The 25,620-nt window shown below is 70.8% G+C and carries 24 protein-coding genes; 12 read left to right on the top strand and 12 right to left on the bottom strand.

The window, feature by feature from the left end; genetic code table 11:
* Positions 1-11: 11 nt before the first annotated feature.
* From DFH01_RS01780 to DFH01_RS01765, 4 genes are read left to right on the top strand one after another with little or no spacing between them, the layout of a single operon-like run.
* On the top strand, positions 12-860 hold the full coding sequence (locus tag DFH01_RS01780; protein WP_109868683.1) for a carbohydrate ABC transporter permease: 849 nt from the start codon (positions 12-14) through the stop codon (positions 858-860).
* Positions 857-1,675, top strand: a complete 819-nt coding sequence (locus DFH01_RS01775) for a carbohydrate ABC transporter permease (protein WP_109868682.1) — start codon at positions 857-859, stop codon at positions 1,673-1,675. Before DFH01_RS01780 ends, DFH01_RS01775 begins: the two co-directional genes overlap by 4 nt.
* Before the next feature lie 7 nt (positions 1,676-1,682).
* Positions 1,683-2,729 (top strand): ABC transporter ATP-binding protein, encoded by a 1,047-nt coding sequence (locus tag DFH01_RS01770; RefSeq protein ID WP_109868681.1) that lies wholly within the window; start codon positions 1,683-1,685, stop codon positions 2,727-2,729.
* Positions 2,729-4,027, top strand: coding sequence for an MGH1-like glycoside hydrolase domain-containing protein (locus DFH01_RS01765; RefSeq protein WP_109868680.1), 1,299 nt, complete (start codon positions 2,729-2,731; stop codon positions 4,025-4,027). The genes DFH01_RS01770 and DFH01_RS01765 overlap by 1 nt, the downstream gene beginning before the upstream one ends.
* A gap of 16 nt (positions 4,028-4,043) precedes the next feature.
* On the opposite strand, the gene DFH01_RS01760 is transcribed toward DFH01_RS01765, so the two are convergent.
* From DFH01_RS01760 to DFH01_RS01745, 4 genes are all read right to left on the bottom strand, one after another.
* Positions 4,044-5,012: a Bug family tripartite tricarboxylate transporter substrate binding protein gene (locus DFH01_RS01760; RefSeq protein ID WP_109868679.1), complete on the bottom strand. Its 969-nt coding sequence runs from the start codon at positions 5,010-5,012 to the stop codon at positions 4,044-4,046.
* 23 nt (positions 5,013-5,035) lie between these two features.
* Positions 5,036-6,013, bottom strand: a complete 978-nt coding sequence (locus DFH01_RS01755; RefSeq protein ID WP_109868678.1) for a tripartite tricarboxylate transporter substrate binding protein — start codon at positions 6,011-6,013, stop codon at positions 5,036-5,038.
* An 89-nt stretch (positions 6,014-6,102) separates the two neighbouring features.
* Positions 6,103-7,548 carry a sulfatase family protein gene (locus DFH01_RS01750; RefSeq protein WP_109868677.1) on the bottom strand — a complete coding sequence of 482 codons (1,446 nt, stop codon included), beginning with the start codon at positions 7,546-7,548 and terminating at the stop codon, positions 6,103-6,105.
* 28 nt (positions 7,549-7,576) lie between these two features.
* Positions 7,577-9,124, bottom strand: a complete 1,548-nt coding sequence (locus tag DFH01_RS01745; protein ID WP_109868676.1) for a M81 family metallopeptidase — start codon at positions 9,122-9,124, stop codon at positions 7,577-7,579.
* Between the two features lie 95 nt (positions 9,125-9,219).
* Here DFH01_RS01745 and DFH01_RS01740 point away from each other — a divergent pair, with 95 nt between their 5' ends.
* Positions 9,220-10,764 (top strand): ABC transporter substrate-binding protein, encoded by a 1,545-nt coding sequence (locus tag DFH01_RS01740; protein ID WP_109868675.1) that lies wholly within the window; start codon positions 9,220-9,222, stop codon positions 10,762-10,764.
* 26 nt (positions 10,765-10,790) lie between these two features.
* Here the strand turns inward: DFH01_RS01740 and DFH01_RS01735 are convergent, their stop codons facing one another.
* Genes DFH01_RS01735 through DFH01_RS01725 form a run of 3 tightly spaced genes read right to left on the bottom strand, consistent with a single transcriptional unit; the run spans position 10,791 to position 12,908 of the window.
* On the bottom strand, positions 10,791-11,141 hold the full coding sequence (locus tag DFH01_RS01735; RefSeq protein WP_109869878.1) for a DMT family transporter: 351 nt from the start codon (positions 11,139-11,141) through the stop codon (positions 10,791-10,793).
* 10 nt (positions 11,142-11,151) lie between these two features.
* Positions 11,152-12,159, bottom strand: coding sequence for a glycosyltransferase family 2 protein (locus tag DFH01_RS01730; RefSeq protein ID WP_109869877.1), 1,008 nt, complete (start codon positions 12,157-12,159; stop codon positions 11,152-11,154).
* 14 nt (positions 12,160-12,173) lie between these two features.
* Positions 12,174-12,908, bottom strand: a complete 735-nt coding sequence (locus DFH01_RS01725) for a class I SAM-dependent methyltransferase (protein WP_109868674.1) — start codon at positions 12,906-12,908, stop codon at positions 12,174-12,176.
* A gap of 137 nt (positions 12,909-13,045) precedes the next feature.
* Here DFH01_RS01725 and DFH01_RS28030 point away from each other — a divergent pair, with 137 nt between their 5' ends.
* From DFH01_RS28030 to DFH01_RS01700, 5 genes are read left to right on the top strand one after another with little or no spacing between them, the layout of a single operon-like run.
* Positions 13,046-14,641 carry a hypothetical protein gene (locus DFH01_RS28030; protein WP_158287576.1) on the top strand — a complete coding sequence of 532 codons (1,596 nt, stop codon included), beginning with the start codon at positions 13,046-13,048 and terminating at the stop codon, positions 14,639-14,641.
* Positions 14,641-15,474 carry an HTD2 family dehydratase gene (locus tag DFH01_RS01715; protein WP_109868673.1) on the top strand — a complete coding sequence of 278 codons (834 nt, stop codon included), beginning with the start codon at positions 14,641-14,643 and terminating at the stop codon, positions 15,472-15,474. Before DFH01_RS28030 ends, DFH01_RS01715 begins: the two co-directional genes overlap by 1 nt.
* Positions 15,467-16,477: a DMT family transporter gene (locus DFH01_RS01710; RefSeq protein WP_233255919.1), complete on the top strand. Its 1,011-nt coding sequence runs from the start codon at positions 15,467-15,469 to the stop codon at positions 16,475-16,477. Before DFH01_RS01715 ends, DFH01_RS01710 begins: the two co-directional genes overlap by 8 nt.
* A complete protein-coding gene (locus tag DFH01_RS01705) occupies positions 16,477-17,385 on the top strand; it encodes a DMT family transporter (RefSeq protein WP_109868672.1) in 909 nt (302 codons plus the stop codon). Before DFH01_RS01710 ends, DFH01_RS01705 begins: the two co-directional genes overlap by 1 nt.
* A complete protein-coding gene (locus tag DFH01_RS01700) occupies positions 17,382-18,263 on the top strand; it encodes an MBL fold metallo-hydrolase (protein WP_109868671.1) in 882 nt (293 codons plus the stop codon). Before DFH01_RS01705 ends, DFH01_RS01700 begins: the two co-directional genes overlap by 4 nt.
* A gap of 93 nt (positions 18,264-18,356) precedes the next feature.
* On the opposite strand, the gene DFH01_RS01695 is transcribed toward DFH01_RS01700, so the two are convergent.
* The 5 genes from DFH01_RS01695 to DFH01_RS01675 are packed head-to-tail and all read right to left on the bottom strand — an operon-like array spanning position 18,357 to position 23,964.
* Complete coding sequence (locus tag DFH01_RS01695; RefSeq protein WP_233255918.1) at positions 18,357-19,058, bottom strand: NUDIX hydrolase; 702 nt, start codon at positions 19,056-19,058, stop codon at positions 18,357-18,359.
* Positions 19,051-19,860, bottom strand: a complete 810-nt coding sequence (locus DFH01_RS01690; protein ID WP_109868669.1) for a nitroreductase family protein — start codon at positions 19,858-19,860, stop codon at positions 19,051-19,053. The genes DFH01_RS01695 and DFH01_RS01690 overlap by 8 nt, the downstream gene beginning before the upstream one ends.
* A 5-nt stretch (positions 19,861-19,865) precedes the next feature.
* Positions 19,866-21,905 (bottom strand): acetate--CoA ligase family protein, encoded by a 2,040-nt coding sequence (locus tag DFH01_RS01685; protein ID WP_199231101.1) that lies wholly within the window; start codon positions 21,903-21,905, stop codon positions 19,866-19,868.
* Entirely contained in the window at positions 21,902-23,053 is a 1,152-nt protein-coding gene (locus tag DFH01_RS01680; RefSeq protein ID WP_109869874.1) for an acyl-CoA dehydrogenase family protein, read from the bottom strand. Before DFH01_RS01680 ends, DFH01_RS01685 begins: the two co-directional genes overlap by 4 nt.
* Positions 23,053-23,964 carry an SDR family NAD(P)-dependent oxidoreductase gene (locus tag DFH01_RS01675; protein WP_109868668.1) on the bottom strand — a complete coding sequence of 304 codons (912 nt, stop codon included), beginning with the start codon at positions 23,962-23,964 and terminating at the stop codon, positions 23,053-23,055. The genes DFH01_RS01680 and DFH01_RS01675 overlap by 1 nt, the downstream gene beginning before the upstream one ends.
* Before the next feature lie 120 nt (positions 23,965-24,084).
* Between DFH01_RS01675 and DFH01_RS01670 the strand changes: the two genes are divergently transcribed.
* Both DFH01_RS01670 and DFH01_RS01665 read left to right on the top strand, forming a co-directional pair.
* Positions 24,085-24,852 carry an ABC transporter ATP-binding protein gene (locus DFH01_RS01670; protein WP_109868667.1) on the top strand — a complete coding sequence of 256 codons (768 nt, stop codon included), beginning with the start codon at positions 24,085-24,087 and terminating at the stop codon, positions 24,850-24,852.
* Complete coding sequence (locus DFH01_RS01665) at positions 24,842-25,606, top strand: ABC transporter permease (RefSeq protein ID WP_158287575.1); 765 nt, start codon at positions 24,842-24,844, stop codon at positions 25,604-25,606. The genes DFH01_RS01670 and DFH01_RS01665 overlap by 11 nt, the downstream gene beginning before the upstream one ends.
* The last annotated feature ends 14 nt before the right edge of the window (positions 25,607-25,620 follow it).

The raw sequence follows: 25,620 nt of genomic DNA, 5'->3' as shown, positions 1-25,620 counted from the left end.
GGGCATCCGCCATGGCGCCGAAGCCCTGGGTCCCCTATCTGCTGATCGCACCGGCGGTGCTGTTCCTCGGCGCGCTCTTCCTGCTGCCGCTGGTCCAGACGCTGGTGCTCTCGCTGCAGGGCGAGGGCGGGCTTTCCTTCGCGAACTACGCGCGCATGCTGGGCGACCTGAACTTCGCCGATGCGCTGCGCAACACCTTCTTGCTGACGCTGGTGGTGGTGCCGGTGCAGATCGCGCTGGCGCTGCTGATGGCGACGATGATCGCGCGCATCGGCGCGGGGCGCGACTTGGTGCTGTGGGTGTGGGTGATCCCGCTCGCGATCTCCGATCTCGCGGCGGGTCTCGCCTGGCTCGCGATCCTGCAATCCACCGGCTACCTCAATTCGGTGCTGTTCGCGCTCGGCCTGCTGGACGGGCCGACGCCCTGGCTCACGCAGGAGACGCCGGTGGTGCTCTTCATCGGCATCGCGCTGGCGGAGATCTGGCGCGCGACGGCGATCGTGCTGGTGATCCTGGTGGCGGGGATGCAGCTGATCCCCAAGGAATTCGGCGAGGCCGCGGAGGTGTTCGGCGCCTCCCCCTGGCAACGCTTCCGCCGCGTCACCCTGCCGCTGCTGAAGCCTTCCATCCAGTCGGCGCTGATCCTGCGCACCGTGCTCGCCTTCGAGGTCTTCGCGGTGGTCTATGCGCTGGGCGGGCGGAACTTCCCGGTGCTGGTGGGCGAGGCCTATGTCTGGCAGGGCGAGAACCAGAACACTGGCGTCGCGGCGGCCTATGCGGCGCTGATCATGCTGATCTCCATGCTGGCGACCTTCGTCTATCTGCGCGTCCTGCGAACGCCGCGGGAGCAGATGGCATGAACCCCGCGATGACGCCGGTGCGGCGGCTGCTGTTCTGGACGCTGGTCGCGGTGCTGCTGCTCTGGGTCCTGCTGCCGATCTGGCTGGTGGCCATGGGCGCCTTCGGCGGACGCGCGGCGGTGTTCCAATGGCCGAAGAGCCTGCTGCCGGCCTCGCTATCCTTCGACCACATGGCCGCCTTCCTCGCGGTGGAGGGCGTGGCGAACGCCTTCCTCAACTCGGTGATCGCGGCCGCGGTCACGGTCGTGCTCTCGGTCGCACTCGGCGCGCCGGCGGGCTATGCGCTGGCGCGCTACGCCTTCCGCGGCGCGGATGCCTTCAAGCTTCTCGTGCTGCTGACGCGCGCCTTCCCGCTGGCGATCCTCGCCTTGCCGCTGGCGGTCGGCTTCATCCGCATCGGCCTCTATGACAGCCCCTTCGGCGTGGCGCTGATGCACACCGTCCTCGCGCTGCCCTTCGCCGTGCTGGTGACGCAGTCGCTCTTCATGGGCATCCCGCGCGAGCTGGAGGAAGCCGCCTGGGTGTTCGGCTGCTCCCCGGTGCAGGCCTTCTTCCGCGTGGTCATGCCGCTGGCGCTGCCCGGCCTTGCCGCCACGGCGATCTTCGCCTTCGTGATCTCCTGGAACGAGGTCTTCGCCGCTTCGGTGCTGACCGTGCGTGAGCGCACGCTGACGGCCTATCTGCTCGCCGTGCTGTCGGAATCGCCGCTGCACACGCGCTTCGCCGGCGGGCTGCTGCTGATCCTGCCTTCCGTACTGTTCGTCTTCGCCGTGCGGAAATGGCTGTTCACCGTGTGGGGAATCTCGGGGAGGTGACGCGGTCATGGCCGACATCCTGATCGACCGCGTTGCCAAAAGCTTCGGGGCCGCGCGCGCGCTAGCCGAGGTCTCGCTCCAGGTCGCCGATGGCGAGTTCGTCGCCCTGCTCGGCCCCTCCGGCTGCGGCAAGACGACGCTGCTGCGCATCGTCGCTGGGCTGGAGACGGCGAGCGGCGGGCGCGTGGTGATCGGCGGTCGCGACGTGGGCGCGCTGCCGCCGCGCGCGCGCGGCATCGCCATGGTGTTCCAGAACTACGCGGTCTTCCCCCACATGACCGTCGCCGACAACATCGGCTTCGGCCTGCGCATGCAGAAGCGCCCCGTCGAGGAGGTCGCGCGCCAGGTCGGTCGCGCGGCGGAGATGCTGCGCATCTCCCACCTGCTGGATCGCTGGCCGGCGCGGCTCTCCGGCGGCCAGCGGCAGCGTGTGGCGGTGGCGCGGGCGCTGGCGGTGCAGCCGGCCGTGCTGCTGATGGACGAGCCGCTCTCCAACCTCGATGCGCTGCTGCGTCTGGAGATGCGGGCCGACCTGAAGGCGGTGCTGCGCGAGGCCGGGACCACCACGCTCTACGTCACGCATGACCAGACCGAGGCGATGGGCCTCGCGGACCGCATCGCGGTGATGCATGGCGGCGTGATCGAGCAGATCGGCGCGCCCGGCGCGATCTATGCGCGCCCCGCGACGCGCTTCGTCGGCGGCTTCCTCGGCAGTCCCCCGATGAATTTTCTCCTGTGCAGCGCGTCGGGAGGGCGCGCCGCGATCGGCGACTTCGCGCTCGCCGCGCCGCAGGACGGCGCGGTGATGCTCGGGCTGCGCGCCGAGGATGCGGTGCCGGTCGGTGCGGCCGAGGGCATTCCCTTCGATGTGCGCGTGGTCGAGCCGATGGGCGCGCATCTTCTGCTGACCGGCGCGGTCGGCGACCAGCCGCTCCGCGCCATCGCGCCGCCGGATGCGGCGATCGCGCCGGGCGCGCGCATCGGGCTGCGCCCCGATCCGGCGCGCCTGTCCTGGTTCGATCCCGAAACCGGCCGTCGCCTGGAGGCCGCCTGATGCATCCCGCCGAACTCGACGCCGCCGCGCGCGCCGTGCTCTCCGCCAATGACCGCGGCGGCTACACCGTGCCGACCGAGGGGCTCTATCCCTTCCAGTGGAACTGGGATTCCGCCTTCGTCGCCATGGGCTTCGCCACCTTCGACGCCGACCGCGCGCTGCGCGAGCTGGAGCGGCTGGTGGAGGGCCAGTGGGATGACGGGATGATCCCGCACATCGTCTTCCACGCGCCGGCGGACAGCTACTTCCCGGGCCCCGAGGTCTGGGGCACGCGGCACCGCATCCCGACCTCAGGCATCTCGCAGCCGCCCGTGATGGGCATGGCGCTGCGCTTCGTCGCGGCGCGCGCGCCGGCGGCGATGCGGCCGCGCATCGCAACGCTCGCGCATGCCGCCGCGCGCAGCCACGCCTGGTGGCGCGCCGCGCGCGATCCGGAGGGGATCGGCCTGGTTGCGGTGCTGCATCCCTGGGAGACAGGCAGCGACAACTCGCCCGCCTGGGACGCCGCGCTGGCCCGCGTGCCGCAGGACACGACGACGCCGGTCCGCCGCCGCGACACCGGCCATGTGGACGCCGCGATGCGTCCGCGCGACGAGGATTATCGCCGCTACATCCACCTGCTGGACACCTACCGCGCGGCCGGATGGCAGCCGGCGGCGATGTGGCGCGCCGCACCCTTCCGCATCGCGGAGGTGCAGGTGAGCGCCATCCTCTGCCGCGCCGCGCAGGATCTTTCGTCCGTGTTCGACGAACTGGGCGAGCCCGGGGCCGCCGCCGCGCAGCGCGCCCTGGCGACGCATCTCGCGCACGGGCTGGACGCCGCCTGGCGTCCGGCGCTGTCGCGCTTCGTCTCGCGCGACCTGGTCGCTGGCGAGGACATCGCGGCGCCGACCCAGGCAGGCTTCCTGCCGCTGCTCGCGCTCGACCTCGACGCACCGCGCCGCAAGGCGGTGCTGGCGGAGATGCGGCGCTGGAGCGCGGGCTGCGTGCTGGGCCTGCCGACGACGCCGCCCTACCATCCCGCCTTTGACGCGAAGCGCTACTGGCGCGGGCCGGTCTGGGCGGTGGTGGACTGGCTGCTCGCCGAAGGGCTGCGCCGCAATGGCGAGGCGGAAGCGGCGCAGGCCCTGATCGCCCCGCTGCTCGCCGCCATCGCGCGTGCGGGCTTCGACGAGTATTTTGACCCGCTGACCGGCGAGGGGCTCGGCGGCCGCCGGTTCTCCTGGACGGCCGCGGCCTGGCTGGTGCTGTCGCGCGACGGCGCGGCGGAACGGGCGGAGACGCCGGCCGCAGCCTGAGGCGCAACGCGCGGCGTCACTCGATCCGCGCGCCGGAGATGCGCACCACCTCCCGCCCGCGTTCGAGGTCGCCCGGCAGGAAGTCGCGGAACTGCGCGGCGTTCAGGCCGATGATGGTGGTGCCGTCGGCGGTCACCCGCTGGCGGAAGGCGGCATCGGCGAGCGCGGCCTGCGCCGCGGCATCGAGGCGCGCGACGATCTCGGGCGGCAGCCGCGCCGGGCCGAGCAGCCCCATCCAGCTGAAATAGTCGAAGCCCGGTATCGTCTCGGACAGCGCCGGCACCTCGGGCAGTTGCGGCGCACGTTCCTTCGAGGTGACGGCCAGCGCCCGCAATTGCCCCGCGCGGATCAGCGGTAGCGCGACCTGCAACTGCGGCATGCCGAACACGACCGTGCCGCCGCGCACGGAATTGACGATGTCGGGGGCGCCGCGGAAGGGGATGTGCTCGGCCTCCGTGCCCGTGCGCGAGAGGAAGAGCGCCACGGTCAGATGCGCCGCGCTGCCGAAGCCGCCGGAGGCGAAGGGCGTCTTCGGGTCTTCCTTCAGCCGCGCGATCAGCCCGGCGACGTCGCGGATCGGGCTGTCGGCGCGCACGATCACCGCGTTCGACATGCCGAAGGCGAGCGTGATCGGCGCGAAGTCGCGCAGGGCGTCGTACTCCACCCGCGCATACAGCGCGGGGTTCACCGCCAGCGAGCCGGTGCCCCACAGCAGCGTGTAGCCATCCGGCGGGGCCTGCTTCGCGACATAGGTGAAGCCGATGTTGCCCGCGGCGCCGGGCCGGTTCTCGATGACGATGGTCTGCCCGATGCGGCCGCCGATCGCCTCGGCCAGTTGCCGCGCATTGATGTCCGGCGCGCTGCCGGGAATGAAAGGCACGATCAGGCGAACCGGACGCGCAGGCCAGCTATCCTGCGCAGCGGCAAGGCGCGGTGCGGCGAGCGCGCCGAGCGCGGCGGCCAGGTTGCGACGCCCGATCTTCATCCCGTTTCCTCCTTCGTCACCAGTCAATCTGCCTTGGCGCCGGAACGGCGGACGACCTCCGCCCAGCGATCCACTTCCGCGCGCAGGAAGCGCCGCATGTCTTCCGGCGTGCCGCCGACCGGGCGCGCGCCCAGCTCCGCGAAGCGGGCCTGCACATCGGGCTGGCGCATTATGGCGTTCACCTCGGCATTCAGCTTCGCGAGGATGGGCGCCGGCGTGCCGGCCGGCGCGAACATCGCGTTCCAGGCGGCGGCGGAGAGGTTCGGGAAGCCGGATTCGATCAGCGTCGGCACATCCGGCAGTGCGGCCAGCCGCTCGGGCTCCGCCGCGGCCAGCGCGCGCAGCTCGCCGTTGCGGATCACCGGCAGCAGCGGCGGGATGCTTTCCAGCATCATCGGCACGCGGCCGGAGAGTACGTCCGGCATCGCCGTCGCCTGGCCGCGATAGGGGATGTGCGTCAGCTTCACGCCGGATTCGAAGCGCAGCAATTCGGTGGCAAGATGCGGGATGGTGCCGTTGCCGCCGGTGGCGGCATTCAGGCCTTCGGGCCGGCTGCGTGCCAGCGCGAGCAGGTCCTGCACGTTGCGCGCGGGCACCGAGGGATGCACCACCAGCACCAGCGGCGTGCGGCCGATCACCGCAATGGGCTCCAGGTCCTTGAACAGGTCGTAGGGCATGGAGGGCAGCAGCGAGGGATTGGTCGCCATCGCGGCCGCGCCGAACAGCAGCGTGTAGCCGTCCGGCCGCGACTTCACGACGTATTCCGCGGCGATGTTGGTGCCGCCGCCCGGCTTGTTCTCCACGATGAACTGCTGCTCGAGCCGGTTCGACAGATGCTGCGCGATCAGCCGCGCGAGGATGTCCGTGGAGCCGCCGGCGGCGAAGGGCACGACCATCCGCACCGGCCGCGTGGGGTAGGCCTCCTGCGCGTGCAGCGCGGGCGCGAGGGACAGCGACAGGCCGAGGATGCCGAGCGTGCGGCGCGACAGGCGTGTGCGCATCCGTCCTTCCTCCCATGGCGGCCGACCCTTTGGGGCCGTGCCGCCGACAGCCTGCCCGTGCCGGGCGCCCCGGTTCAAGGGGCTTTCACCTAGCGCGCCGTCGGCGGCGGGGTGTAGGCCATGCGCTCCCGCGCGCGGATCGCCGCTTCGCCGCCGTAATGCGCGATCATCGCCGCCTGGTCTGCCTTGGCACGACGATCGGCGTCGTCGAGGTCCAGCAAGTCGCGCAGCCGCGCCTCCATCGTCGCGCGCACATCGGCATACGCAGGATCCTCGCCACGATCGGAAAGCTCCTCCGGGTCCTGCTCCATGTCGAAGAGCTGCGGCGGGGCGCCGATGTAGCGCACGTATTTCCAGCGCGGCGTTCGGATCATCGCCATGCCGTCGGGGCCGTAGGTGTGGAACTCCGACAGCGCCGCGCGGTCCTGCGTCGGCTTGCCCGCGAGATCGAGCAGCGAGACGCCGGGCAGGCCCATCTCCCGCGCCGCATCGCCCGCGCCGACTGCATCGAGGATGGTGGCCGAGAGGTCGCACAGCGTCACCGGCGTGCCACAGCTGGCGTGCGGCACGTCAGGTCCCGTCATGATCATCGGGATACCCGCGCTCTCCTCGTACATCGTCGCCTTGCCCCAGAGGCCGCGCGTGCCGAGGTTGTCGCCGTGATCGGAGGTGTAGACCACGCGCGTATTCTCCGAGAGCCCCGCCTCCTTCAGCGCCGCCAGGATTTTGCCGACGTTCTCGTCCATGAAGGACACCAGGCCGAAATAGCCGGCGAGGCAGCGCTGCAGGTCGTCGGGTGACTTGAAGTGGCGATAATGGTCGGAGCGCTTTGCGAAGGTCTGCACATAGGGATGCTTCGGCCGCTCCTCCGCCGTCGCCAGCTTCGGCCGCGGCAGGTCGCGCTCGTAGTAGCGGTAGTAATGCTCGGGCGGCGCGGTCAGCGGGAAATGCGGCGCGACCATGGAGACGAACAGCACCCACGGCTTTTCGTGCTGTTGCTTCCCCTTCGTCCGCAGCCACACCTGCGCCTGCGCGGCCACCTGGCGGTCATACAGCGTGTAGCTGCTCTCGCCGGGGCCGGCTTCCTTCAGCAGCTTGCGCGCGGCGCCTTCGCGGATGTCGTCGGGGTCGCGGATCAGCATAGTGACGTCGCCGGTGCCGTTGGTGATGTGCATCGGCAGGATCGTATCGGTGAAGCCGTCGTCGTCGCCTTCATGGCCACGGAAATGCAGCTTCCCGATGGACGCCACGTGATGCCCGCGCTCGCGCAGCGCATGGTGCCAGGACTTCATCTGGCCGCGATACGCGATGGCGTTGTCCCAGCAGGCATTGCGATGCACCGGCTGGCCTGTGGCGAAGGCGGCGCGCGCCGGGACGCAGATGGGCGATGGCGTGTAGGCCGCGGTGAAGCGCGTGCCGGACGCGGCCATGCCGTCCAGCGCGGGTGTGGTCACCACGGGATGGCCGGCATGCCCCGCCACATACTTGTTGTGCTCGTCGGACATGATGACGAGCATGTTCATCGGCTTCGCCATGGCCGCGCTTCCTCCTGCCGTTCTTCGTTCAGCCGCCGCGCACCGGCACGTCCTGCGGCGCGGGTGGGGTCCAATCCATCGCCGGGTCCAGCGGGTAGATCGGCCGCGGCACCTCCCGCCAGGGCACGCGGCTCAGCACCACCGTCGTCAGGCCTGGCACGTCCACCTCGATGATCCGGTCGGGCGTCCAGATGTCGTCGAAGCCGGCGCGGAAATGCCCGCGCGATTTCACCACCAGGCTGCGCACGGCGCGAAGATCCATGCCGAGGCTCTCGATCATGCGCGGCTCCGCCAGTTGTCGCCGCAGCGTGACGACCGCGACGCGCACGCCGCCGATGCGCAGCAGCGCGGTCGGGCCGAGCGAGACGCTGCGGCCTCGATAGATGCCGCGCCGGCCGACCACCTCGCCATCCGTCAGCGCCTCCACCACCGCTTCGGCCTCGAAGGACTTGGAGAAGACATTGGTCTCGTCGCGGTTGAAGCGGGCGAGGAAGCGCGCGCCGAGGCCCTTCGCATGCGCCTCCGCCGCCAGGGCGGGATCGTTGTGGATGCCGAAGACCGCGCCCTCCACGCCGGCCTTCACGAAGCTTTCCAGGATGAAGGCCGTGTTGCCGCGCCCGCCGCCGCCCGGATTGTCGGCCACGTCGGCGAAGAGCAGCGACGGCTTCGACGGATCGCGCCCGGCCTCCAGCGCCATGCGCGTCGCGTCTTCCAGGCTGGTCAGGTTCGTCACCCACTTCGCGCGCGTGGACCAGATCCAGGCGGCGATGTCGGAAGCGACCGCCTGCGCGCGCGCCGCATCCGTGCGCGTCGTCACCATCACCGAAAGACCGTTCTTCGGCGTGTCGCCGAGCGAGAAGCCAGAGACCACCGAGACGTTCAGCACCTCATGGTCCAGGAAGCGCTGGCCATAGGCGATGGCGTCCGCATAGGGCCCACCTGCCGTGTTCTGGCTGGTCGCAGGCGGGATGAAGGGCAGCTTGGCGAAGGCCATGCGCGGCCGCATGCCGCCGAGCATCGCGCGCATCACGCCCGCGCATTCCGCGCCGCGCTCCGCCTGGTCCACATGCGGGTTGGTGATGAAGCCGCAGAGCATATCCGCCTGCTTCACCATCTCCCACGAGACGTTGGTGTGCAGGTCGAGCGTGGCGAGCACCGGCACATCGGGCCCGACCACCTCCCGCACCATCCGCAGCAGCGTGCCGTCCGGGTCGCGGTCCACCGTCGCGGTGGCGGCGCCGTGCAGCGCCAGGAACACGCCGTCCAGCGGCATCGCGGCCTTCAGCGCCGCGACGAGCCGCGCGCAGATGTCGTCGAAGACCGTCTGGTCGATGGGGCCGGAGGCGCCGGCCGTCGCCGCGATGGTGAACACCGGCTGCCATGGCCGTCCCGCCTGCATCGCCCGCATGAAGCCGGACAATCCCGCCGAGGCGCGCGGCGCCGGGGTGGCAAGGTCGGCCTGCAGCGCCGCGCCCTCCAGCCAGCAGGAGGCTTCGAACTCCTCCCGCGTCGCCACGGGCGAATGGCCGTTGCTCTCGAGCATGAAGCTGCCGAGCGCGATCCTGGGTCGTGTCATCCTGGGAAGCTCCTCCGGGCCGAAGGCTGGCATGACGCCCTTGGCGCGTCCACGCGCCGCGTGCAGGATGCCCCGCAGCGGAACGGGAGGCAGGCATGCGCAGGATGATTGTCGCGGCGGCGATGATGGCGGCGAGCACGGGGCTGGCGGCGGCGCAGACGCTGACGCTCGGCACCAATCTCCAACTCAACACCATGGACCCGCATTTCTTCAACGGCTTCCCGGCCGGCAGCGCGCATCCGCAGATCTTCGAGGGCCTGACCGAGATCAGCCCGACGCTGGAGGTGAAGCCGGCACTCGCCACCGCCTGGCGCATGATCGACCCCAACACCTGGGAATTCGACCTGCGCGAGGGCGTGCGTTTCCACGACGGCACGCCCTTCACCGCGCGCGACATCATCGCGACCTTCGCGCGCGTGCCGAACGTGCCGAACAGCCCGGCGTTGTTCACGCCCTTCATCCGCCCGGTGAAGGAGGTGCAGGTCATCAGCGACCACCGCATCCGCATCATCACGAACACGCCGACCGCGACGCTGCCAGGCGACGTGGCGCGCGTGCTGCTGCTGGCGGAGCGCGATGCCGGCCAGTCCACCAGCGACTTCAACGCCGGCCGCGTCAACGGCACCGGCCCCTATCGCTTCGCCTCCTGGACCAACATCGAGAGCCTCTCCATCACGCGCAACGACACCTATTGGGGCAGCCGCGCGCCCTGGCAGGCGGTGACGATCCGCACCATCTCCCGCGATCCCTCCCGCGTCGCGGCGCTGCTGGCGGGCGACGTGGACGCGATCGACCAGGTGCCGCCCGCGGACAAGGCGCGGATCGAGGCCGATCCGCGCTTCCGCCTGTTCAGCGGCGAGGCCGCCGTGGTGCACTACATCGCGCTGGATTCCGCGCGTGCCGAAAGCCCCTTCGTCGCCGGGCGTGACGGCCAGCCGGTGCCGAACCCGCTGCGCGACCGGCGCGTGCGCCAGGCGCTGTCCATGGCGATCGACCGCACCGCCATCACCGAGCGGCTGATGGAAAGCACTGCGACGCCGGCCAGCCAGTTCCTGCCGAGCAGCATCGACGGCACCAGCCCCAACCTGCGCCCGACGCCCTACGACCTTGCGCGCGCCCGCGCATTGCTGACCGAAGCGGGCTTCCCCCAGGGATTCCGCCTGACGCTGCACGCCACCACCGACCGCTATCCGAAGGATGCGCAGATCGCCCAGGCCGTCGCGCAGATGTGGACGCGCGCCGGCATCCAGGCGCAGGTGGCGGGCGTCGCCGGCCAGGTCTTCTTCTCCGAGGCGTCGCGGCAGGCCTATTCCGCCTTCATCGCGCAATACGGCACCAACGAGGCCGGCGAGGGGCCGCGCGCCGTGGTGCACAGCTTCGAAGCCGGGCGCGGCTACGGCAACGCCAACCGCACGCGCTATTCCAACCCGCAGGTGGATGCGCTGATCCAGGCCGCGATGGCCGAGATCGATCCGGACAAGCGGCGCGAGAAGCTGCACGCCGCGATCGACGCCGCCTTCGAGGACGTGGCGCTGATCCCCGTCTTCCACCCCGCCTGGCAATTCGCCGCGCGGCGCGGGCTCGTCGTCGAATCCCGGCCGGAGCGCCGGTTCAATGCGTTGATGATCCGGCCCGAATAGGGCCGGGCGCCACGGCGGCGCGTGCGTCAGGCGGTGGTCGCCAGCAGCACGACGCCGCCGCAGATCAGTGCGATGGCCGCCAGCTTCTGCGCGCCCAGGCTCTCGCCGAACACCGCCCAGCCGATCAGCGCGATCACCACGTAGCTCGCGGCGGTGCAGGGCAGCGCCACGCTCATCGGGATCTTGCGCAGCGCGATGATGTAGAGCAGCGCGGCGCCGCCATAGGCGCCAAGCCCGATGATCGTCTGCCAGCGGAAGAGCTGGTCGATGAATCCGGCCGAGGCCGCGACCGAGCCGCTGGCGCCCGCCTTCAGCAACACCTGGCCGACCAGCGATGTGGTGATCGCCGCAGCCAGGGTCAGCCATGCCGCCGTCATGCCCATCGGTTCAGGACACCGCGCGCATGCGTGCGGGCTCGCCGGGCGGAGGCGCCGCCTGCTGTGCTGCGTCCTTCGGTCCGAGCACTTCGCGCACCACGCCCTGCGGCTTGCCGTTCGCCGAGAGGAAGGCGCGGCCCACATACTCGCCCAGCACGCCGAGGATCAGGAACTGCACGCCGGCGAGCAGCAGCGTGACCGTCATCATCGAGGCCCAGCCGGAGGGCGTCTCGCCCATCAGCGCCTCGATGAAGACCAGCACGGCGCCGAGCAGCCCGAACACGCCCATCGCGACGCCGGCCAGGATCGCCAGGCGCAGCGGCAGCACGGAGAAGTTGGTCGCCAGGTTCAGCCATAGCAGCACGAGCCGCTTCAGCGTGTAGTTGCTGCGCCCCTCGGCGCGCGGCAGGTGCTTCACCTCGATGCTGTCCAGGCGCTGCGTCACCTGCATCAGCAGCCCGTCCACATAGGGGTAGGGCCCGCGATACTTCGTCACTTCCCCCACCGCCAGCGCCGACATGCAGCGGAAGGAGGAGAGGTACAGGCCCTTCGGCTTGTCCAGCAGGTGGTCGGCGACCATGTTCGCGAAACGGCTGCCGAGGTTGCGCCAGCCCTCATGCTCCTTCTTGGCGTACCGCGTGTAGACCACGTCCCAGCCGCCGAGCCGGGCGTGGTCGTAGAGCTTGATGACCTCCTCCGGCGGGTTCTGCAGGTCGTCGTCCATGGTGATGACGTAGCTGCCGCGGGCATGCCGAAGGCCGGTCATGACCGCGTTGTGCTCGCCGAAGTTGCGCGCGTGTTCGATATAGGTCAGCGGCACCGTCGCGGTCTTCTGAAGCGCGCGGCAGACCTCGCCGGAATTGTCCGGGCTCCCGTCATTGACCAGGATGACCTCGAGGCCGCCGGCCGGATGCAGTTCCGACAGCGCGGCGACCAGCGCGCCGATGGTGGTCGCCCCGCGATAGACCGGCACGACGATCGACAGGCCCGGGGCGTTCGGGGCGGCGGTTTCGTTCACGTCATTGGCCTCCGTCACGGGCGGGTCGCCGTCATCAGCACAGAGCCGCCTGCCGGCATCGGCAGGCCGCGGCCGCCGAGCCAGCGCTCCAGCTCCGACACCGCATGCAGGCTGCGGTCCAGCCAGGGGGGGAATTCCGTCACGTCGCTCGGCGCATCCGGGCGGCGCTGCAGCACCTTGCGCTGCAGCACCATCAGCGGCAGCAGCAAGCTGTTCCAGTAGCGGCCCTCGACCGCGGTGAAGCCGGCCTCCCGCAGCAGGGCGGCGGCGCTCTCGCGGGTAAAGCGGCGCGCGTTGTGGACGCGCAGGTCGTGCGCGCTGCGCAGCCACTCGAAGGCGGGCAGGTTCAGCACCAGCGTGGCGCCGGGGCGCAGCACGCGATGCAGCTCAGCGAGCGCCTGCGCCGGCTCCACGCCGGCATGGCAGATCACGTCGATGCTGACGGCGGCGCCGAAGCTCGCCTCGGGGAAGGGCAGGCGGTTGGCGTCGCCGGCGGTGACGGGCCGGCCGGACTTGGCCGCGGCGCGCCCGGCGGCCTGCGGCACGAAGTCGAGCCCCACCGCAGCCACGTCCGGCAGGTCCTCGGCAAGGCGGCGCAGCAGCCCCCCCGTCCCGCAGCCGGCATCCAGCAGCGGGCCGCGCGCGCCGGGCCTGCGGCGCAGCGCATCGAGGACGCGCGCATGGGCGGCGCGATACCACCACATGCCGTCCTCGGCGGCGTCCATCAGGTCGTATTCGGCTGGTTCCACGCGATCCTTCTGGCGTCGCGCGAGGGCGAGGGCAAGGCGGCCGCGCGGCGGCCACGGGGCAGCCCTGCCCCGGATGCGCCGCAATGCGATTGCACAATGCGCCGCCGCGCCCAAGGATGACGCGGCCGGTCACACGCATGAGCCCCCCGCCGTCCCGATCCGCCCGCCCGGCCGAAGCCGCCGAGGCCGCCACCCCCCCGCTGGGCCTGTCGGGGTTGCTGGCGCGCGCGCCGCGGGCGCTGGCGCTGCTCCCGGCCGCGGCCTTCCTGCTGATGGTGCTGGCGCCGCCGCTGAACCACGACGTCGCGGCCATCCTGAACTTCGCCGAGCGCTGGGTCGCCGGGGAGCGGCTGTATCGCGACCTGATCGACGTCAACCCGCCGCTGATCTTCGTGCTGACCGCGATCCCCGCCTGGATCGCGCACTGGACGCCGCTGGACGGGGTGCAGGCGCTGCTGCTCTGCGTCCTGGCCTGCTGCTTTGCCGCGTGGCGGATGACGGCGCGGCTGCGCCGGGACCGGGCCGAGGGTGCGGTGGAGCGCGCCGTGCTGGACGCGCTGGTGCCGCTCGCCATCCTGCTGCCGGCCTATGACGTGGGCCAACGCGAGCACCTGATGGCGCTCTTCGCCATTCCCTATGCCTTCCTCGCCGCCAGGCGGATCGAGGGGCCGCCGGTCTCGCGCCCCCTGGCCTGGGCGGTCAGCCTCCCGGCCGCGGTGGGCTTTGCGCTGAAGCCGCATTTCCTGGTCGTGCCGCTGCTCGTGGAGGGGCTGGTGCTGCTGCGCCGCGGCCCGGCGGCGGCGCTGCGGGACCCGCTGCCCTGGGGGATGGCGGCGGTGTGGCTGCTCTACCTCGCCTCCCTGCCGCTGTTGTTCCCGGCCTATCTGGATTTCGTCGTGCCGCTGGTGATGGGCTTCTACCTCGCCAATGGCGGCGTCGGCCTGATCGACGTGCTGCTGACCGCGCCCTTCGCCCCCGCGGCCCTGATGCTGGCGGCGCTGGCGCCCTTCGCGATCCGCCCAGCGGCCGGGGCGACGGCGCAGGCGCTGCTGGCGGTCGGGTTGGGCGGCACGATCGCCGCCTGGGTGCAGCACAAGGGCTGGAGCTACCACATCGTGCCGATGGCGATGGCCGGCGCGCTGCTCGCCGGGCTGCTCGCCGCGCGCTGGATGGACCGCGCGCTGCCGCCCGCCCGCGCCGCCTCCGTCGCGCCCGGCTTCGCCCTGGCGGTCGCCGTGGCGGTGGCCCTGCTGCATATCCGCGGCGAAAGCCCCTGGCGGCAGATCTGGTATTTCGATCTGCGCGACGGCCAGATCGCCACGACCCTGCGGCGCGAGGTGGCGGGCGAGCGGCTGCTGGTGCTCTCGCCCGACATCTACCCGGTCTATCCGGCCCTCAACTACGCGCGCGCCCGGTCCACGCTGCGCACGATGAATCTCTGGCTGCTGGTCGGCGCCTATCCCGACTGCCCCGAGGGCGCGCCGCGCTACCGCGAGACCTGGGAGATGAGCCGGCCCGAATTCCTGGTCTACCGCACCGTCGCCGAGGATTTCGCCCGCGCGCCGCCGGCCGGCGTGCTGGTGGCGAAGAATTCGGGCATACCGCGCTGCGGCGCCGAGGATTTCGACCCCATCGCCTATTTCAGCCGGCACCCCGCCTTCGCCGAGACCTGGCGGCGCTATACACGCGTGGTCCACATGGACACCTACCTGCTTTATGTGCGCGAGGATTGATGTCGTACGAGGACTATGTCGGCCGCAGCGAAACCCGCGAGGACCGGCTTGATGCGCGGCTGATCCAGGGCATGGCGGCGACGCTCGGCACCAATGTGCCGGAGGCGCTGCCGCCGCTCTGGCACTGGATGCTGTTCCAGGACTGGGTGATGCCGGACCGGATCGGGCCGGACGGCCACCCGAAGCGAGGCGGTTTCCTGCCGCCGGTGCACGACCTGCCGCGCCGCATGTGGGCGGGCGGACGGCTCATCTTTCACGATGCGGTGCTGCGCGCCGGCGATGCGGTGCGGCGGACGAGCACGATCCTCTCCGTGCAGGAGAAGGCGGGCGGGTCCGGCCGGCTGGTCTTCGTCACGGTGCGGCACCTGGTGGAAGGCCCGGCGGGCCTCGCCATCGAGGAGGAGCAGGACATCGTCTATCGCGGCGCCGAGGGCGCGGCGGTGAAGGTGGCGCCGGCCGCGCCCGACTGGCCCGGCGCAGCACGGCGCGATCTCGTGCCCGATCCGGTGATGCTGTTCCGATACTCGGCCCTGACGGGCAACGGCCACCGCATCCATTACGACCACCCCTATGTCACGCAGGTGGAGGGCTATCCCGGCCTGGTCGTGCATGGCCCGCTGCAGGCGACGCTGATGGCCGCGTTGGCGGTGGAGACGACGCCGGGCGCGACGCTCCGCCGCTTCGCCTTCCGCGGCCGCCGCCCCTGCTTCGACGGGCGACCGCTCAGCGTGCTGGCGCGGGTGGCGGGCGGACAGGTGGAGGTGGAGACGCGCGACGACAGCGGCGCCACCTGCATGCAGGGCGAGGCCCTGCTGGACGCCGCGGGTGCCTGAGGGACCCCAACGCGGACTACCCCTGACGCAGGACACGCTGCGTGGCATCGCCACGATCTCCGCAGGCTATGCGGTGATCTCGGCGGCCGATGCGGCGGTGAAATGGGCGCTGCCCGAGGTGGGCGTCGCCATGGCGATGATCTGGCGCGGCGTCTTCGGCATGCTGGCGATTGCGCTGCTGTCCCGCGGGCGGCGGCTGCGGCCGCGGCGTGTGCCGCTGCTGGCCTTGCGCTCCACGCTGCACTGCATGGTCACGGTCGCCTTCTATCTCGCCTGGTTCAACCATTTCCCGCTGGCCGACAGCTATGCGGTGAACGCCGCGGCGCCGCTGATCATGACGGTGCTGGCGATTCCGCTGCTCGGCGAGACGGTGGGCTGGCGGCGTTGGGTCAGCACCGTCGTCGGCTTCATCGGCGTGCTGATCATGCTGCAGCCGGGCGGCGAGCTGTGGCGGTGGGAGACGGCGATGCTGCTGGCCGGCACCGCGACCCTCGCCGTCACGCGGATCTGGACGCGGGTGCTGGCGGCCACCGATACGCCGCAGGCCATCGCCTTCTGGCTGCTCTTCGCACATGTGCCGATGGGCCTGCTGCTGCTGCCGGCTTTTCCGCCGCCGGGTTCGCTGCTGCCGGGCTGGGGCGTGGCCTTCGCGCTGGCCTTCCTCGGCCTGGCGAATGGCTGCGCGCATTTCCTCTTCGCCCGCGCCTTCGCGATCGCGCCGGTCTCCGCGCTGGCGCCCTATGAATACACCACGCTGCTATGGGGCGGGCTGCTGGGCTTCGCGATCTGGGCCGAGCTGCCATCCTGGACGACGCTCGGCGGTGCTTCGCTGGTGATCGCGGCGGGTCTCTACAATCTGCATCGCGAGCGGGTGCGACGTGCGGAGGCGCGCGGCCTGCAGGGCCAAAACGCAGGCGCGTCCGATCGCCGAAGGGCGGAGGGGCCGGAGGCCCCGAGCACCGCAGGCGTGAATCGGCCGCGCGGCCCGCAGGGCCAAACATAATGCCGCTCCGCCATGACATCCGGCGCGGCGTGCTGCTCATGCTTGGCGCCTGTGCGCTGTTCACGCTGATGAGCGCGCTGATCAAGGCGCTCGGCGACCGCATCCCGGTGGCGGAGATCATGTTCTTCCGCAGTGCGCTGGCGGTGCCCGTGGTGCTGCTGGTGGTCGCGCGGGCGCGACCCGGCCGGCCCGTATGGCAGGCGCTGCGCACCAGCCGCTTCCCCGCGCATCTTGTGCGCGCCGGCACGGGCACCAGCGCGCAGGCGTGCTCCTTCTACGCGCTGGCGCTGCTGCCCTTGGCCGAGCACACCGCGCTGACCAACACCACGCCGATCTTCATCACGCTGCTGTCCATTCCCTTCCTCGGCGAGAAGGTGGGCATCCATCGTGCCGGAGCGGTGCTGCTGGGCTTTCTGGGCATCGTCGTCATCGCGCTCGGCCAGGGGGCGTTCGGCGGCGGTCTGCAGGGCGTGGCGCAGATCGGCGTCGCGGCGGCGGTGGCGCAGGGCGTCTTCTCCGCCTGCACGACGCTGCTGGTGCGCAACCTGTCCGCGACCGAGGCCTCCACCACCATCACGCTGTGGCAGTCGCTGCTGATGACGGCCTTCGCCGGCGTGGTGCTGCCCTTCGTCTGGGTGACGCCCGCATGGTGGGAGCTCGGCGTGCTGATCCTGGTCGGGTTGCTCGGCGGTGCGGCGCAGGTGATGCTGACGGAGGCCTGGGCGAGCGCGGAGGTCTCGGCGCTCGCGCCCTACAGCTATTCGTCGCTGCTCTGGGCGATCCTGTTCGGCTGGATCGCCTTCGGCGACGTGCCGGGGTTCGCGACAATCGCCGGCGCCTTGCTCATCGTGATCGCCAGCCTCTACATCCTGCACCGCGAGCTGATGCGGCGGAGACGCGGCCAATGAGTCTGTCATTCCTGCGCGAGGACGCGCTGCCGCATGGCGCGGTGGAGGAGGTTGCGCCCGGCGTGCGGCGGATCCTCTGCGGCAATCCCGGGCCCTTCACCTTCCGCGGCACGAACACCTATGTGATCGGGCGCGGCCGCGTGGCGGTCCTGGACCCGGGACCGGCGGATGAGGCGCATCTGGCGGCCATCCTGCGTGCGATCGAGGGCGAGAAGGTCGGACAAATCCTCGTCAGCCACACGCATCGCGACCACTCGCCGGGCGTCGCCGCGCTGGCCGCCGCGACGGGCGCCAAAAGCTTCGGCTTCGGCCCGCATCTGACGCCGCCCGATGCGGGCGGGGAGGGTGGCGACCACAGCTTTCGCCCCGATGTCGTGCTGCCCGATGGCGGCATTGTGGAGACGGACAGCTTCCGCCTGACCGCACTGCACACGCCCGGCCATTGCGCCAACCATCTCTGCTTCGCGCTGGAGGGCTTCGGGCAGGGCGTCCTGTTCAGCGCCGACCATGTGATGAGCTGGTCCACCACGGTGGTGAGCCCGCCCGATGGCGACATGGCCGCCTACATGGCCTCGCTTGCGAAGCTCGCCGCGCGCGACGACCGCCTCTACCTGCCTGGCCATGGTCCGAAGCTGCCCGAGCCCGCGCCCTTCGTCGCCGCGCTGGCGGCGCATCGGCGCGAGCGCGAGGCGAAGGTGCTGAACGCGCTGCGTGCCGCGAGGCGCGCGACCGCGGTGGAACTTGTGCCGCCGGTCTATGGTCCGGATCTCGACCCGCGCCTTGTGAACGGCGCGGCACGCAGCCTGCTGGCGCATTTGATCAAGCTGGCGGCGGAAGGCCAGGCCGCGCGCGACGGGGATGCATTCGAAGCGCGATGATGCGGCCCTCCCCTGCGTCAGCGGGGGAGGGTGCCCGAGCGAAGCGAGGGCGGGTGGGGGCGCGACCGACCGCGCCGATCCCACGCCCGCCCTTCACGCGTCGATCGTGCGATTGTCCATCCCGCGGAAGCAGATCATCGGCCGCGTCGCGCGCGCATTCGGCGGCATCGCGACCCACTCCGCGAATTCCGCCAGGATCTTGTAGGTGATGGCGGCGAGCTCCGAACTCCGCGCCTTCGACAGCGGATACCAGTCGAGCTTCTCGAGCTCGCCGGAGCCGCCGATCTCGCCGGCGAGCCGCTCCGCCGGCGCCAGCAGGAAGCGCGCATTGAAGCGCATCGCGCGGGAGGAGGGCGTGACCGCGCGGCAGAGATAGTCGAGCGCGGAGAGGTCGGCGAGCAGGCGCGTGCCCTTGCGCTCGCCGAGGATCAGCCCCGTCTCCTCGAACAGCTCCCGCACCGCCGCGACACCGAGCGCGCGCGCGAGGGAGGGCGGCGCGCGATGGCGAAGCATCGCCTCCGTCTCCGCCCGCAATTCGGAGGCGACCTTCACGCCGTGATCGGCCCGGTCCACGCGCCCGCCCGGAAAGACCAGCACGCTCGGCATGAATTTGTGCTTGGCGTGGCGCATGCCCATCAGGATCTCGGGCTCGCCGCTGCCCTGCCGCCACACCACCAGGCTGGCGGCATGGCGCGGCTTCACGGCGCGCGTGCCGGGCGCGCGCGCGGCGGCGCGCTTCAGGTCGCCGCCGCCGGGATTGTCGGCGCCGCCATCGGGCCGTGGTCCGTCAGCCAAGGTTGATCCCCTTCGTCGCGAGCCAGGCGCGGAAATTCGCGCGCTCCGGCACGGAAAGCTGGCGCGCTGCGTTCTCGCTCCAGGCGCAGCCTTCGGGCTTCGCGCCATGCACCTCCGGGTAGCGCGGCTTGCCGGGCGGGCGCAGCGCGTCATAGGCGGGCAGCGCGGCGGCCAGGCCGCTGTCGTCGTAGCGCTCGCGATGGATGACGACGGAAGGCGGCAGGCGCGACGAGGTGGCGTTGCGCGCGGCGGGAAAGCCGAGCGTCAGCCCGGCGACGGGAAACACACCCTCCGGCAGGCCGAACAGCTCGGCGACCAGCGGCAGGTGGTTCCGCACATAGGAGATCGGGCAGGTGCCGAGGCCCGCGGCCTCCGCGGCCATGATGCCGAAGCCCATGGCCAGCGCGGCGTCCACGCTGGCATTGAGGAAGGTGTCCACGCTGTCATTCGCATGCGCACGGCCATGCAGTGCGCAGACCTGCCGGCCGCGCCGGATGTCGCCGCAGAAGATCAACAGGACCGGCGCATCCTTGATCCAGGGCATGCTGCCGATGGCGTCCGCGATCGCCGCGATTTTTTGCGCGTCGCGCGTGACGAGGATCGAATACTGCTGCAGGTCGGACTTCGCCGGCGCCGATTGCGCGCCGGCCAGCACCGTGTCGAGCAGCGCATCCGGCACGACATCGGGCTTGTAGCGCCGGGTCACGCGGCGATCGAGCAGGAGCGCGAGACCATCGGTGATCTCGGCGGGCTGGAAGGGCAGCGCGCCGTAGCGCGCGCGGATCAGGGCTTCGGCATCCATGGGGGTCAGGCTCGCACGATCCAGGCATCCGCGACAGTCACGCCCTGGCCTTCCCCATGGACGATCAGCGGATTGATCTCCGCCTCCCGCACGCCGTCCAGCGCGGCGAGACGGGAGACGGCGACCACGGCCTTCGCCAGCGCATCCAGGTCGCCGCGCGGCAGGTTGCGCCAGCCGGAGAGCGGGGTCAGCGCGCGCACCTCCGCGATCATCTCCCGCGCTTCGTCCTCACTCACCGGAGCCAGTCGCAGAGAGGTGTCGCGATGCAGCTCGGAGAGCACGCCGCCGGCGCCGAGCAGCACCACTGCGCCCACTTCGGGATCGCGCCGGAATCCGAGGATGGCCTCTGCCAGCCCCTTCGCCATCGGCTGCACGAGAATGCCGGTGACGCGCGCATCCGGCGCCCCGGCGGCGACGCGTGCGCGGATGGTCGCGGCCGCTTCGCGCAGCGCGGCTTCGTCGGCGATGTTCAGCACGATGCCGCCGACCTCGGTCTTGTGCGCGATGTCCGGCGACAGGATCTTTGCGGCCACGGGGTAGCGCAGCGCAGGCGGAGGCGCCTCCTGCATCACCACGGCGTCGGAGTACAGGCCGAGCGCGACGAACAGCGCGCGCGCATCGGCTTCGTCGGGCGCATCCGGGATCGCTACGGCAGGCGCGGCTCGCGCGACGACATCGCGCGGTGCGCGCCAGGAGCAATAGGCGGCGATCGCATCCGCCGCGCCCTCCGGCGTGCGGAAGGCGGCGATGCCGGCCTCGGCCAGCAGGCGCAGCGAGGCCTCGGCCTGCGGCGCGAGGAAGGCCGCGACGGGCTTGCCCGGCAGCTTCGCCGCCTCGACCAGGCCGGCCACGGAATCCTGCGGCCGGAACTGCGCCGAGCTGCCGATCACGGCCAGCGCGATGTCGGTGTCCTCGGCCGCGCGCAGCCCGTCCAGCGCGGCCATCACGCGATCCGGCTTGGTGCCGGCCAGCGTCATGTCGAGCAGCCGCGCATGCGTCGGCAGCTTCGCCGCTGCGAGCTTGCAAGCCGCCGCGGCATCGGGCTTCTTCGCCTCGATCCCCCGCACGCCGAGTGCATCCACGGCCAGCGCGCCGCCGCCGCCCGTGGTGGTCATCACGCCCACCGCGCGATGCGTGCGCGCGGGCGGACGACGGCCAGCGACGAGCGGCGGCAACTCCAGCAACGCCTCCAGCATCGTGACGCGCAGGATGCCATGCGCGCGGAAGAAGGCGTCGGCGGCCGCATCCGTGCCCGCCAGCGCGCCGGTGTGGCTCGCGGCCAGCTCCGCGCCGAAGGGCGAGCGACCCAGCTTCAGCGCGACGATCGGCTTGCCCAGCGCATGCGCCTTCCGCGCCGCCTCCGCGAGCATGTCGGGCGCGCGGATCGCCTCCATGAACAGGCACACGACATCCACCTGCGGATCGTCGAGCAACAGAGAAGAAATCTCGCCGGTGGTGAGATCCGCCTCGTTGCCGGTGCCGATGAGATGCGAGAAGCCGAGGCCGCGCGCCGCGCCGCGCGACAGCAGCGCGCCCATCATCGAGCCCGATTGGGAGACCAGCGCGACGCGGCCCGTCGGGATGCTCTCCGCCTCGAAGGCCGCATTGGTCGTCAGCGCGATTTTCTCGGATGTATTGATCACGCCCATGCTGTTCGGGCCGAGCAGGCGGATGCCGGCCTGCTTCGCCGTCGCGACCACCCGCGCCTGCAGGGCGGCACCTTCCGCGCCCGCTTCCGCGAAACCATCCGCCAGCACGCAGGCCACCGGGATGCCGCGCGCCGCGCAGGCGGCGACCTGCGCCTCAACCTGCTCCGTGCCGAGCAGGATGTACGCGAAGTCGATCTGCCCGGGGATGTCCGCCAAGGACGCATAGCCGCGCTCGCCCAGCACCTCGGCCGCGCGCGGATTGACCGGGAACAGCTCGCCGCCGAAGCCGTGGCGCCGCAGGTAGCGCTGCGGCCGCGCTGTCAGCCGCCCTGCATCGGCCGAGGCGCCGACCAGCGCGATGCGGCGCGGCGAAAGCAGAGCTCGGGAAAGGCTCACTTCGGGTTGCGTTGGGGGAAAGACCGCCCGAACACGCCCTCCGCGATGCGGTTCTTCATCATCTCGAGCGAGCCGCCGGCGATCATCCAGCCGCGCGTCTTGCGCACGCAGTATTCGATCAGCAGGTCCTGGCTGTAGCCCGTGCCGCCCATCACCTGCATGGACTCGTTCGCCGCCATCCACCCCGCCTGGTTGCAGGCGTATTTTGCCAGCGCGATCTCCTGCGCATCGGGCAGCCCGTCGCCGGCATTCACCGCGGCGCGGTAGAGCAGCAGCTGCGCGCTATCCAGCGCGACGCGCATCTCCGCGAACTTCCATTGCAGGCCCTGGAATTCCGACAGCGGCTTGCCGAACTGCCTGCGCTGCTCCGCATGCGCCTTGGCCTGCCGGAAGCAGTATTCGCCGAGCGCGAGCGCGCGCGTCGTGTTGCCGCAGCGCTCCACGTTGAAGCCGGCGATCTGCTTGCGGAACCCGCCCTCGCCCAGCAGCACGTTCTCCGGCGGGATGAAGACGTTGTCGAAATACAGCGCGCACCAGGTCTCGCCATTCATGTAGCGGCTGGGCTGGCCGAGCCGAAAGCCCTCCATGCCGCGCTCGACGATGACGCTGCCGATGCCGTTCACGCCGGGGCCGAAGCGGCAATAGACGACGAAGACACCGGCATCCTCGGTGTTCGAGGTGAACACCTTGCCGCCATTCAGGCGCCACCCGTTGCCGTCCTTCGTGCAGGTGGTCTTGAGGTCGGTCAGCGCCGATCCGGCATCCGGCTCTGTCATGCCGACCGCCGCGATGGTCTCGCCCCGCAGCAGCGGCGCGAAATACTTCTCCTTCTGCGCCGGCGTTGCGTATTCAGCGAAGGTCCGAAAGGCGCCGAAATTCCCGGCCTGAAGCACGTCCGCGCTGCGCGGGCAGACATAGGCGATCTGCTCCATCGCCAGCACGGCGTCGAACAGCGACCCGCCCTGGCCGCCATCTTCTTCCGGCAGCATGATGCCGAAGAGGCCGTTCTCGGCCATCAGCTTCGCGACATCCCAGGGGAAGCGCTCGTCATGCGCGCGTTCCAGCGCACCCTTGGCCAGATGCGTCTCCGCGAAGCGGCGGACGGAATCCTGGAAGGCGACCTGCTCCTCGGTGAGCCGGAACTGCATCAGACTGGATCCCACGAAAAGACGTCGCCGCTGCGATCGAGGGGCAGGAAGGCGCTGCGCAGCGCGGGCATCGCGGTCTCCGCGATCGCCTCCGGCGTCCAGCCCTCGCCGCGATGCGTGCTGCGCGCCGGCCGCGGCTGGCTGAACACGAAAATCTCGTTCATCCGCGCGGCGAAGATCTGCCCTGTCACGTCCTTCGCGGCATCCGATGCGAGATAGACCGCGAGCGGCGCGTTCTTGTCCGGCGTCATCTGCTGCAGCCGGGCGACGCGCGCCTTCTCTGCTTCCGTTTCCGCCGGGATGGAACTCGTCATCCGGCTCCAGGCGAAAGGCGCGATGCAATTGGAGCGCACCCCGAAGCGCTGCATGTCCAGCGCGATGCTCTTCGAGAGTGCCGCAATGCCGAGCTTCGCGGCGGAGTAGTTGGCCTGGCCGAAATTGCCAATGAGGCCGGAGGTCGAGGTCATGTGCACGAAGGCGCCAGACCCTTGCTTCCGAAAGTGCTCGGCCGCGGCGCGAGAGACGTAGAAGGTGCCGTTCAGGTGCACGTCGATGACCGCGCGCCAGTCCTCCACGCTCATCTTGTGGAAGATCTGGTCGCGCAGGATGCCTGCATTGTTCACCACGATGTCGATGCGCCCGAAGGCGCTGAGCGCCGCCTGCACGATCTTCTGCGCGCTGTCCCAGGCCGAGACGCTCTCGGTGTTCAGCACCGCCTCGCCGCCGCGCTGCGCGATGATCTGCACCGTCTGCTCGCCCGGCGTCGCGCTGGTGGGGCCCTGTCCGGTCAGGCTCGCGCCGATGTCGTTGACAACCACCTTCGCACCGGCAAGCGCCATCGCCAGCGCGATCTCGCGCCCGATGCCGCCCCCCGCGCCGGTGACGACGGCCACCTTGCCCGCGAGCATCATGCAGACTGCCCCTTCCTTCAGCAGCGGCTTTCTAGTCCCCGGCCGAACAGGCGTGAAGCCGGGTTGCCCCCGCGCAACCTCGCACGTAAATGTCCGTACAAGGACCCAGGGGGGATCGGAATGGGATTTGTCGCCCTGGAGGGCGTCGGCAAGGTGTTCCAGGGCCGCACCGGCAGCTGGGAAGCCGTGCGCGACTTCACGATCTCGCTCGAAGAGGGCGAGTTCTTCTGCCTGCTCGGCACTTCGGGCTGCGGCAAGACCACCGTGCTCAACATGCTCGCCGGCTTCGAGGCGCCGACGAGCGGGCGCATCCTGCTCGACGGCAAGCCCGTGACCGGTCCCGGCGCCGATCGCGGCGTGGTCTTCCAGGGCCATGACAGCCTGTATGACTGGCTCACCGCGCTGGACAATATCGGCTTCGGCCTGCGCCTGCGCGGCCTGCCGCGATCCGAGCGGCGCGCGACGGCGGAGCGCTTCCTGAAGATGGTCGGGCTGACCGGCCAGGGCGCGAAGCACCCGTCGGAGCTTTCCGGCGGGATGAAGCAGCGCATCCAGATCGCGCGCGCGCTCGCCAACGATCCGCGCATCCTGTTGATGGACGAGCCCTTCGGCGCGCTCGATGCGATGACGCGCGCGGTGTTGCAGGCCGAACTCTCGCGCATCTGGGCGGAGACGAAGAAGACCGTCCTGTTCATCACCCACGACATCGAGGAAGCCTGCGCGCTCGCCACCCGCGTGGGCGTGATGAAGCGCGGGCCCGGCGGCACGCTGAAGGCCGTGGTGCCCGTGGACCTTCCCTTCCCGCGCGAACGGACGAGCGACGGATTCATGCGCGTCTTCCGCGAGGTCCATGCCCTGATCCATGAGGAGATCCACGGTGGCCACTAGCCGCGCGGCGACCATCGCCGGCTATGTGGCCGGCTTCCTGCTGCTGTTCGCCATCTGGCACCTGGCGGCGATCTATCTCGTGCGCTCCGCGCTGTTCCCGCCCCCCTGGCCGGTGTTCGAGCGCGCCTGGCTGCTGATCGAGGACCGGATCCTGCAGGAGCAGATCGTCGCCTCGATGCGACGCATCCTGCAGGGCTTCCTGATCGGCAGCGCGGTGGGCGTGCCGATCGGGCTTGCCATCGGCAGCTTCCGGCCGGTGCGCATGCTGCTGGAGCCCTGGACGGAGTTCTTCCGCTTCATCCCGGCCGTCGCCATGATCACCGTTTCCGTGATCTGGTTCGGCATCGGCGAGGAGAGCAAGATTTTCCTCATCGCCTATGCCACCGTTTTCGTGGTGATCATCTCCACCGCCGCCGGCGTCGGCGCGGTCGGGCGGGACAAGATCCGGGCGGCGCAATGCCTCGGCGCGTCGCGGTTGCAGATCTTCGCGCTCGTCGCGCTGCCGGCGACCGTGCCCTACATCCTCACCGGGATGCGCGTCGCCATGGCCAACGCCTTCGTCACCATTGTGGCGGCGGAGCTCGTGGCGTCCAATGACGGGTTGGGCAAGATGCTGTGGGACGCCCGGCTCTTCATGCAGATCGAGGACATCTTCGTGGCGCTGATCTCGCTCGGCCTGCTTGGCTTCCTCACCGACCGCGTCTTCCGCCTGCTGATCCGCGCCTTCGCAGGCCGCTTCAACCCCACCATGTGACACCCAGGGAGAAC

The sequence above is a fragment of the Falsiroseomonas bella genome (assembly GCF_003173615.1).
Lineage (GTDB): Bacteria > Pseudomonadota > Alphaproteobacteria > Acetobacterales > Acetobacteraceae > Falsiroseomonas > Falsiroseomonas bella.
This window is presented reverse-complemented; position numbering and strand designations above follow the sequence as displayed.

Bases quoted from the DNA above. Each gene is read 5' to 3' on its own strand.
- DFH01_RS01780 (WP_109868683.1), top strand. From the start codon at position 12: ATGGCGCCGAAGCCCTGGGTCCCCTATCTGCTGATCGCACCGGCGGTG.
- DFH01_RS01775 (WP_109868682.1), top strand. From the start codon at position 857: ATGAACCCCGCGATGACGCCGGTGCGGCGGCTGCTGTTCTGGACGCTG.
- DFH01_RS01770 (WP_109868681.1), top strand. From the start codon at position 1,683: ATGGCCGACATCCTGATCGACCGCGTTGCCAAAAGCTTCGGGGCCGCG.
- DFH01_RS01765 (WP_109868680.1), top strand. From the start codon at position 2,729: ATGCATCCCGCCGAACTCGACGCCGCCGCGCGCGCCGTGCTCTCCGCC.
- DFH01_RS01760 (WP_109868679.1), bottom strand. From the start codon at position 5,012: ATGAAGATCGGGCGTCGCAACCTGGCCGCCGCGCTCGGCGCGCTCGCC.
- DFH01_RS01755 (WP_109868678.1), bottom strand. From the start codon at position 6,013: ATGCGCACACGCCTGTCGCGCCGCACGCTCGGCATCCTCGGCCTGTCG.
- DFH01_RS01750 (WP_109868677.1), bottom strand. From the start codon at position 7,548: ATGGCGAAGCCGATGAACATGCTCGTCATCATGTCCGACGAGCACAAC.
- DFH01_RS01745 (WP_109868676.1), bottom strand. From the start codon at position 9,124: ATGACACGACCCAGGATCGCGCTCGGCAGCTTCATGCTCGAGAGCAAC.
- DFH01_RS01740 (WP_109868675.1), top strand. From the start codon at position 9,220: ATGCGCAGGATGATTGTCGCGGCGGCGATGATGGCGGCGAGCACGGGG.
- DFH01_RS01735 (WP_109869878.1), bottom strand. From the start codon at position 11,141: ATGACGGCGGCATGGCTGACCCTGGCTGCGGCGATCACCACATCGCTG.
- DFH01_RS28030 (WP_158287576.1), top strand. From the start codon at position 13,046: ATGAGCCCCCCGCCGTCCCGATCCGCCCGCCCGGCCGAAGCCGCCGAG.
- DFH01_RS01715 (WP_109868673.1), top strand. From the start codon at position 14,641: ATGTCGTACGAGGACTATGTCGGCCGCAGCGAAACCCGCGAGGACCGG.
- DFH01_RS01705 (WP_109868672.1), top strand. From the start codon at position 16,477: ATGCCGCTCCGCCATGACATCCGGCGCGGCGTGCTGCTCATGCTTGGC.
- DFH01_RS01700 (WP_109868671.1), top strand. From the start codon at position 17,382: ATGAGTCTGTCATTCCTGCGCGAGGACGCGCTGCCGCATGGCGCGGTG.
- DFH01_RS01690 (WP_109868669.1), bottom strand. From the start codon at position 19,860: ATGGATGCCGAAGCCCTGATCCGCGCGCGCTACGGCGCGCTGCCCTTC.
- DFH01_RS01680 (WP_109869874.1), bottom strand. From the start codon at position 23,053: ATGCAGTTCCGGCTCACCGAGGAGCAGGTCGCCTTCCAGGATTCCGTC.
- DFH01_RS01675 (WP_109868668.1), bottom strand. From the start codon at position 23,964: ATGATGCTCGCGGGCAAGGTGGCCGTCGTCACCGGCGCGGGGGGCGGC.
- DFH01_RS01670 (WP_109868667.1), top strand. From the start codon at position 24,085: ATGGGATTTGTCGCCCTGGAGGGCGTCGGCAAGGTGTTCCAGGGCCGC.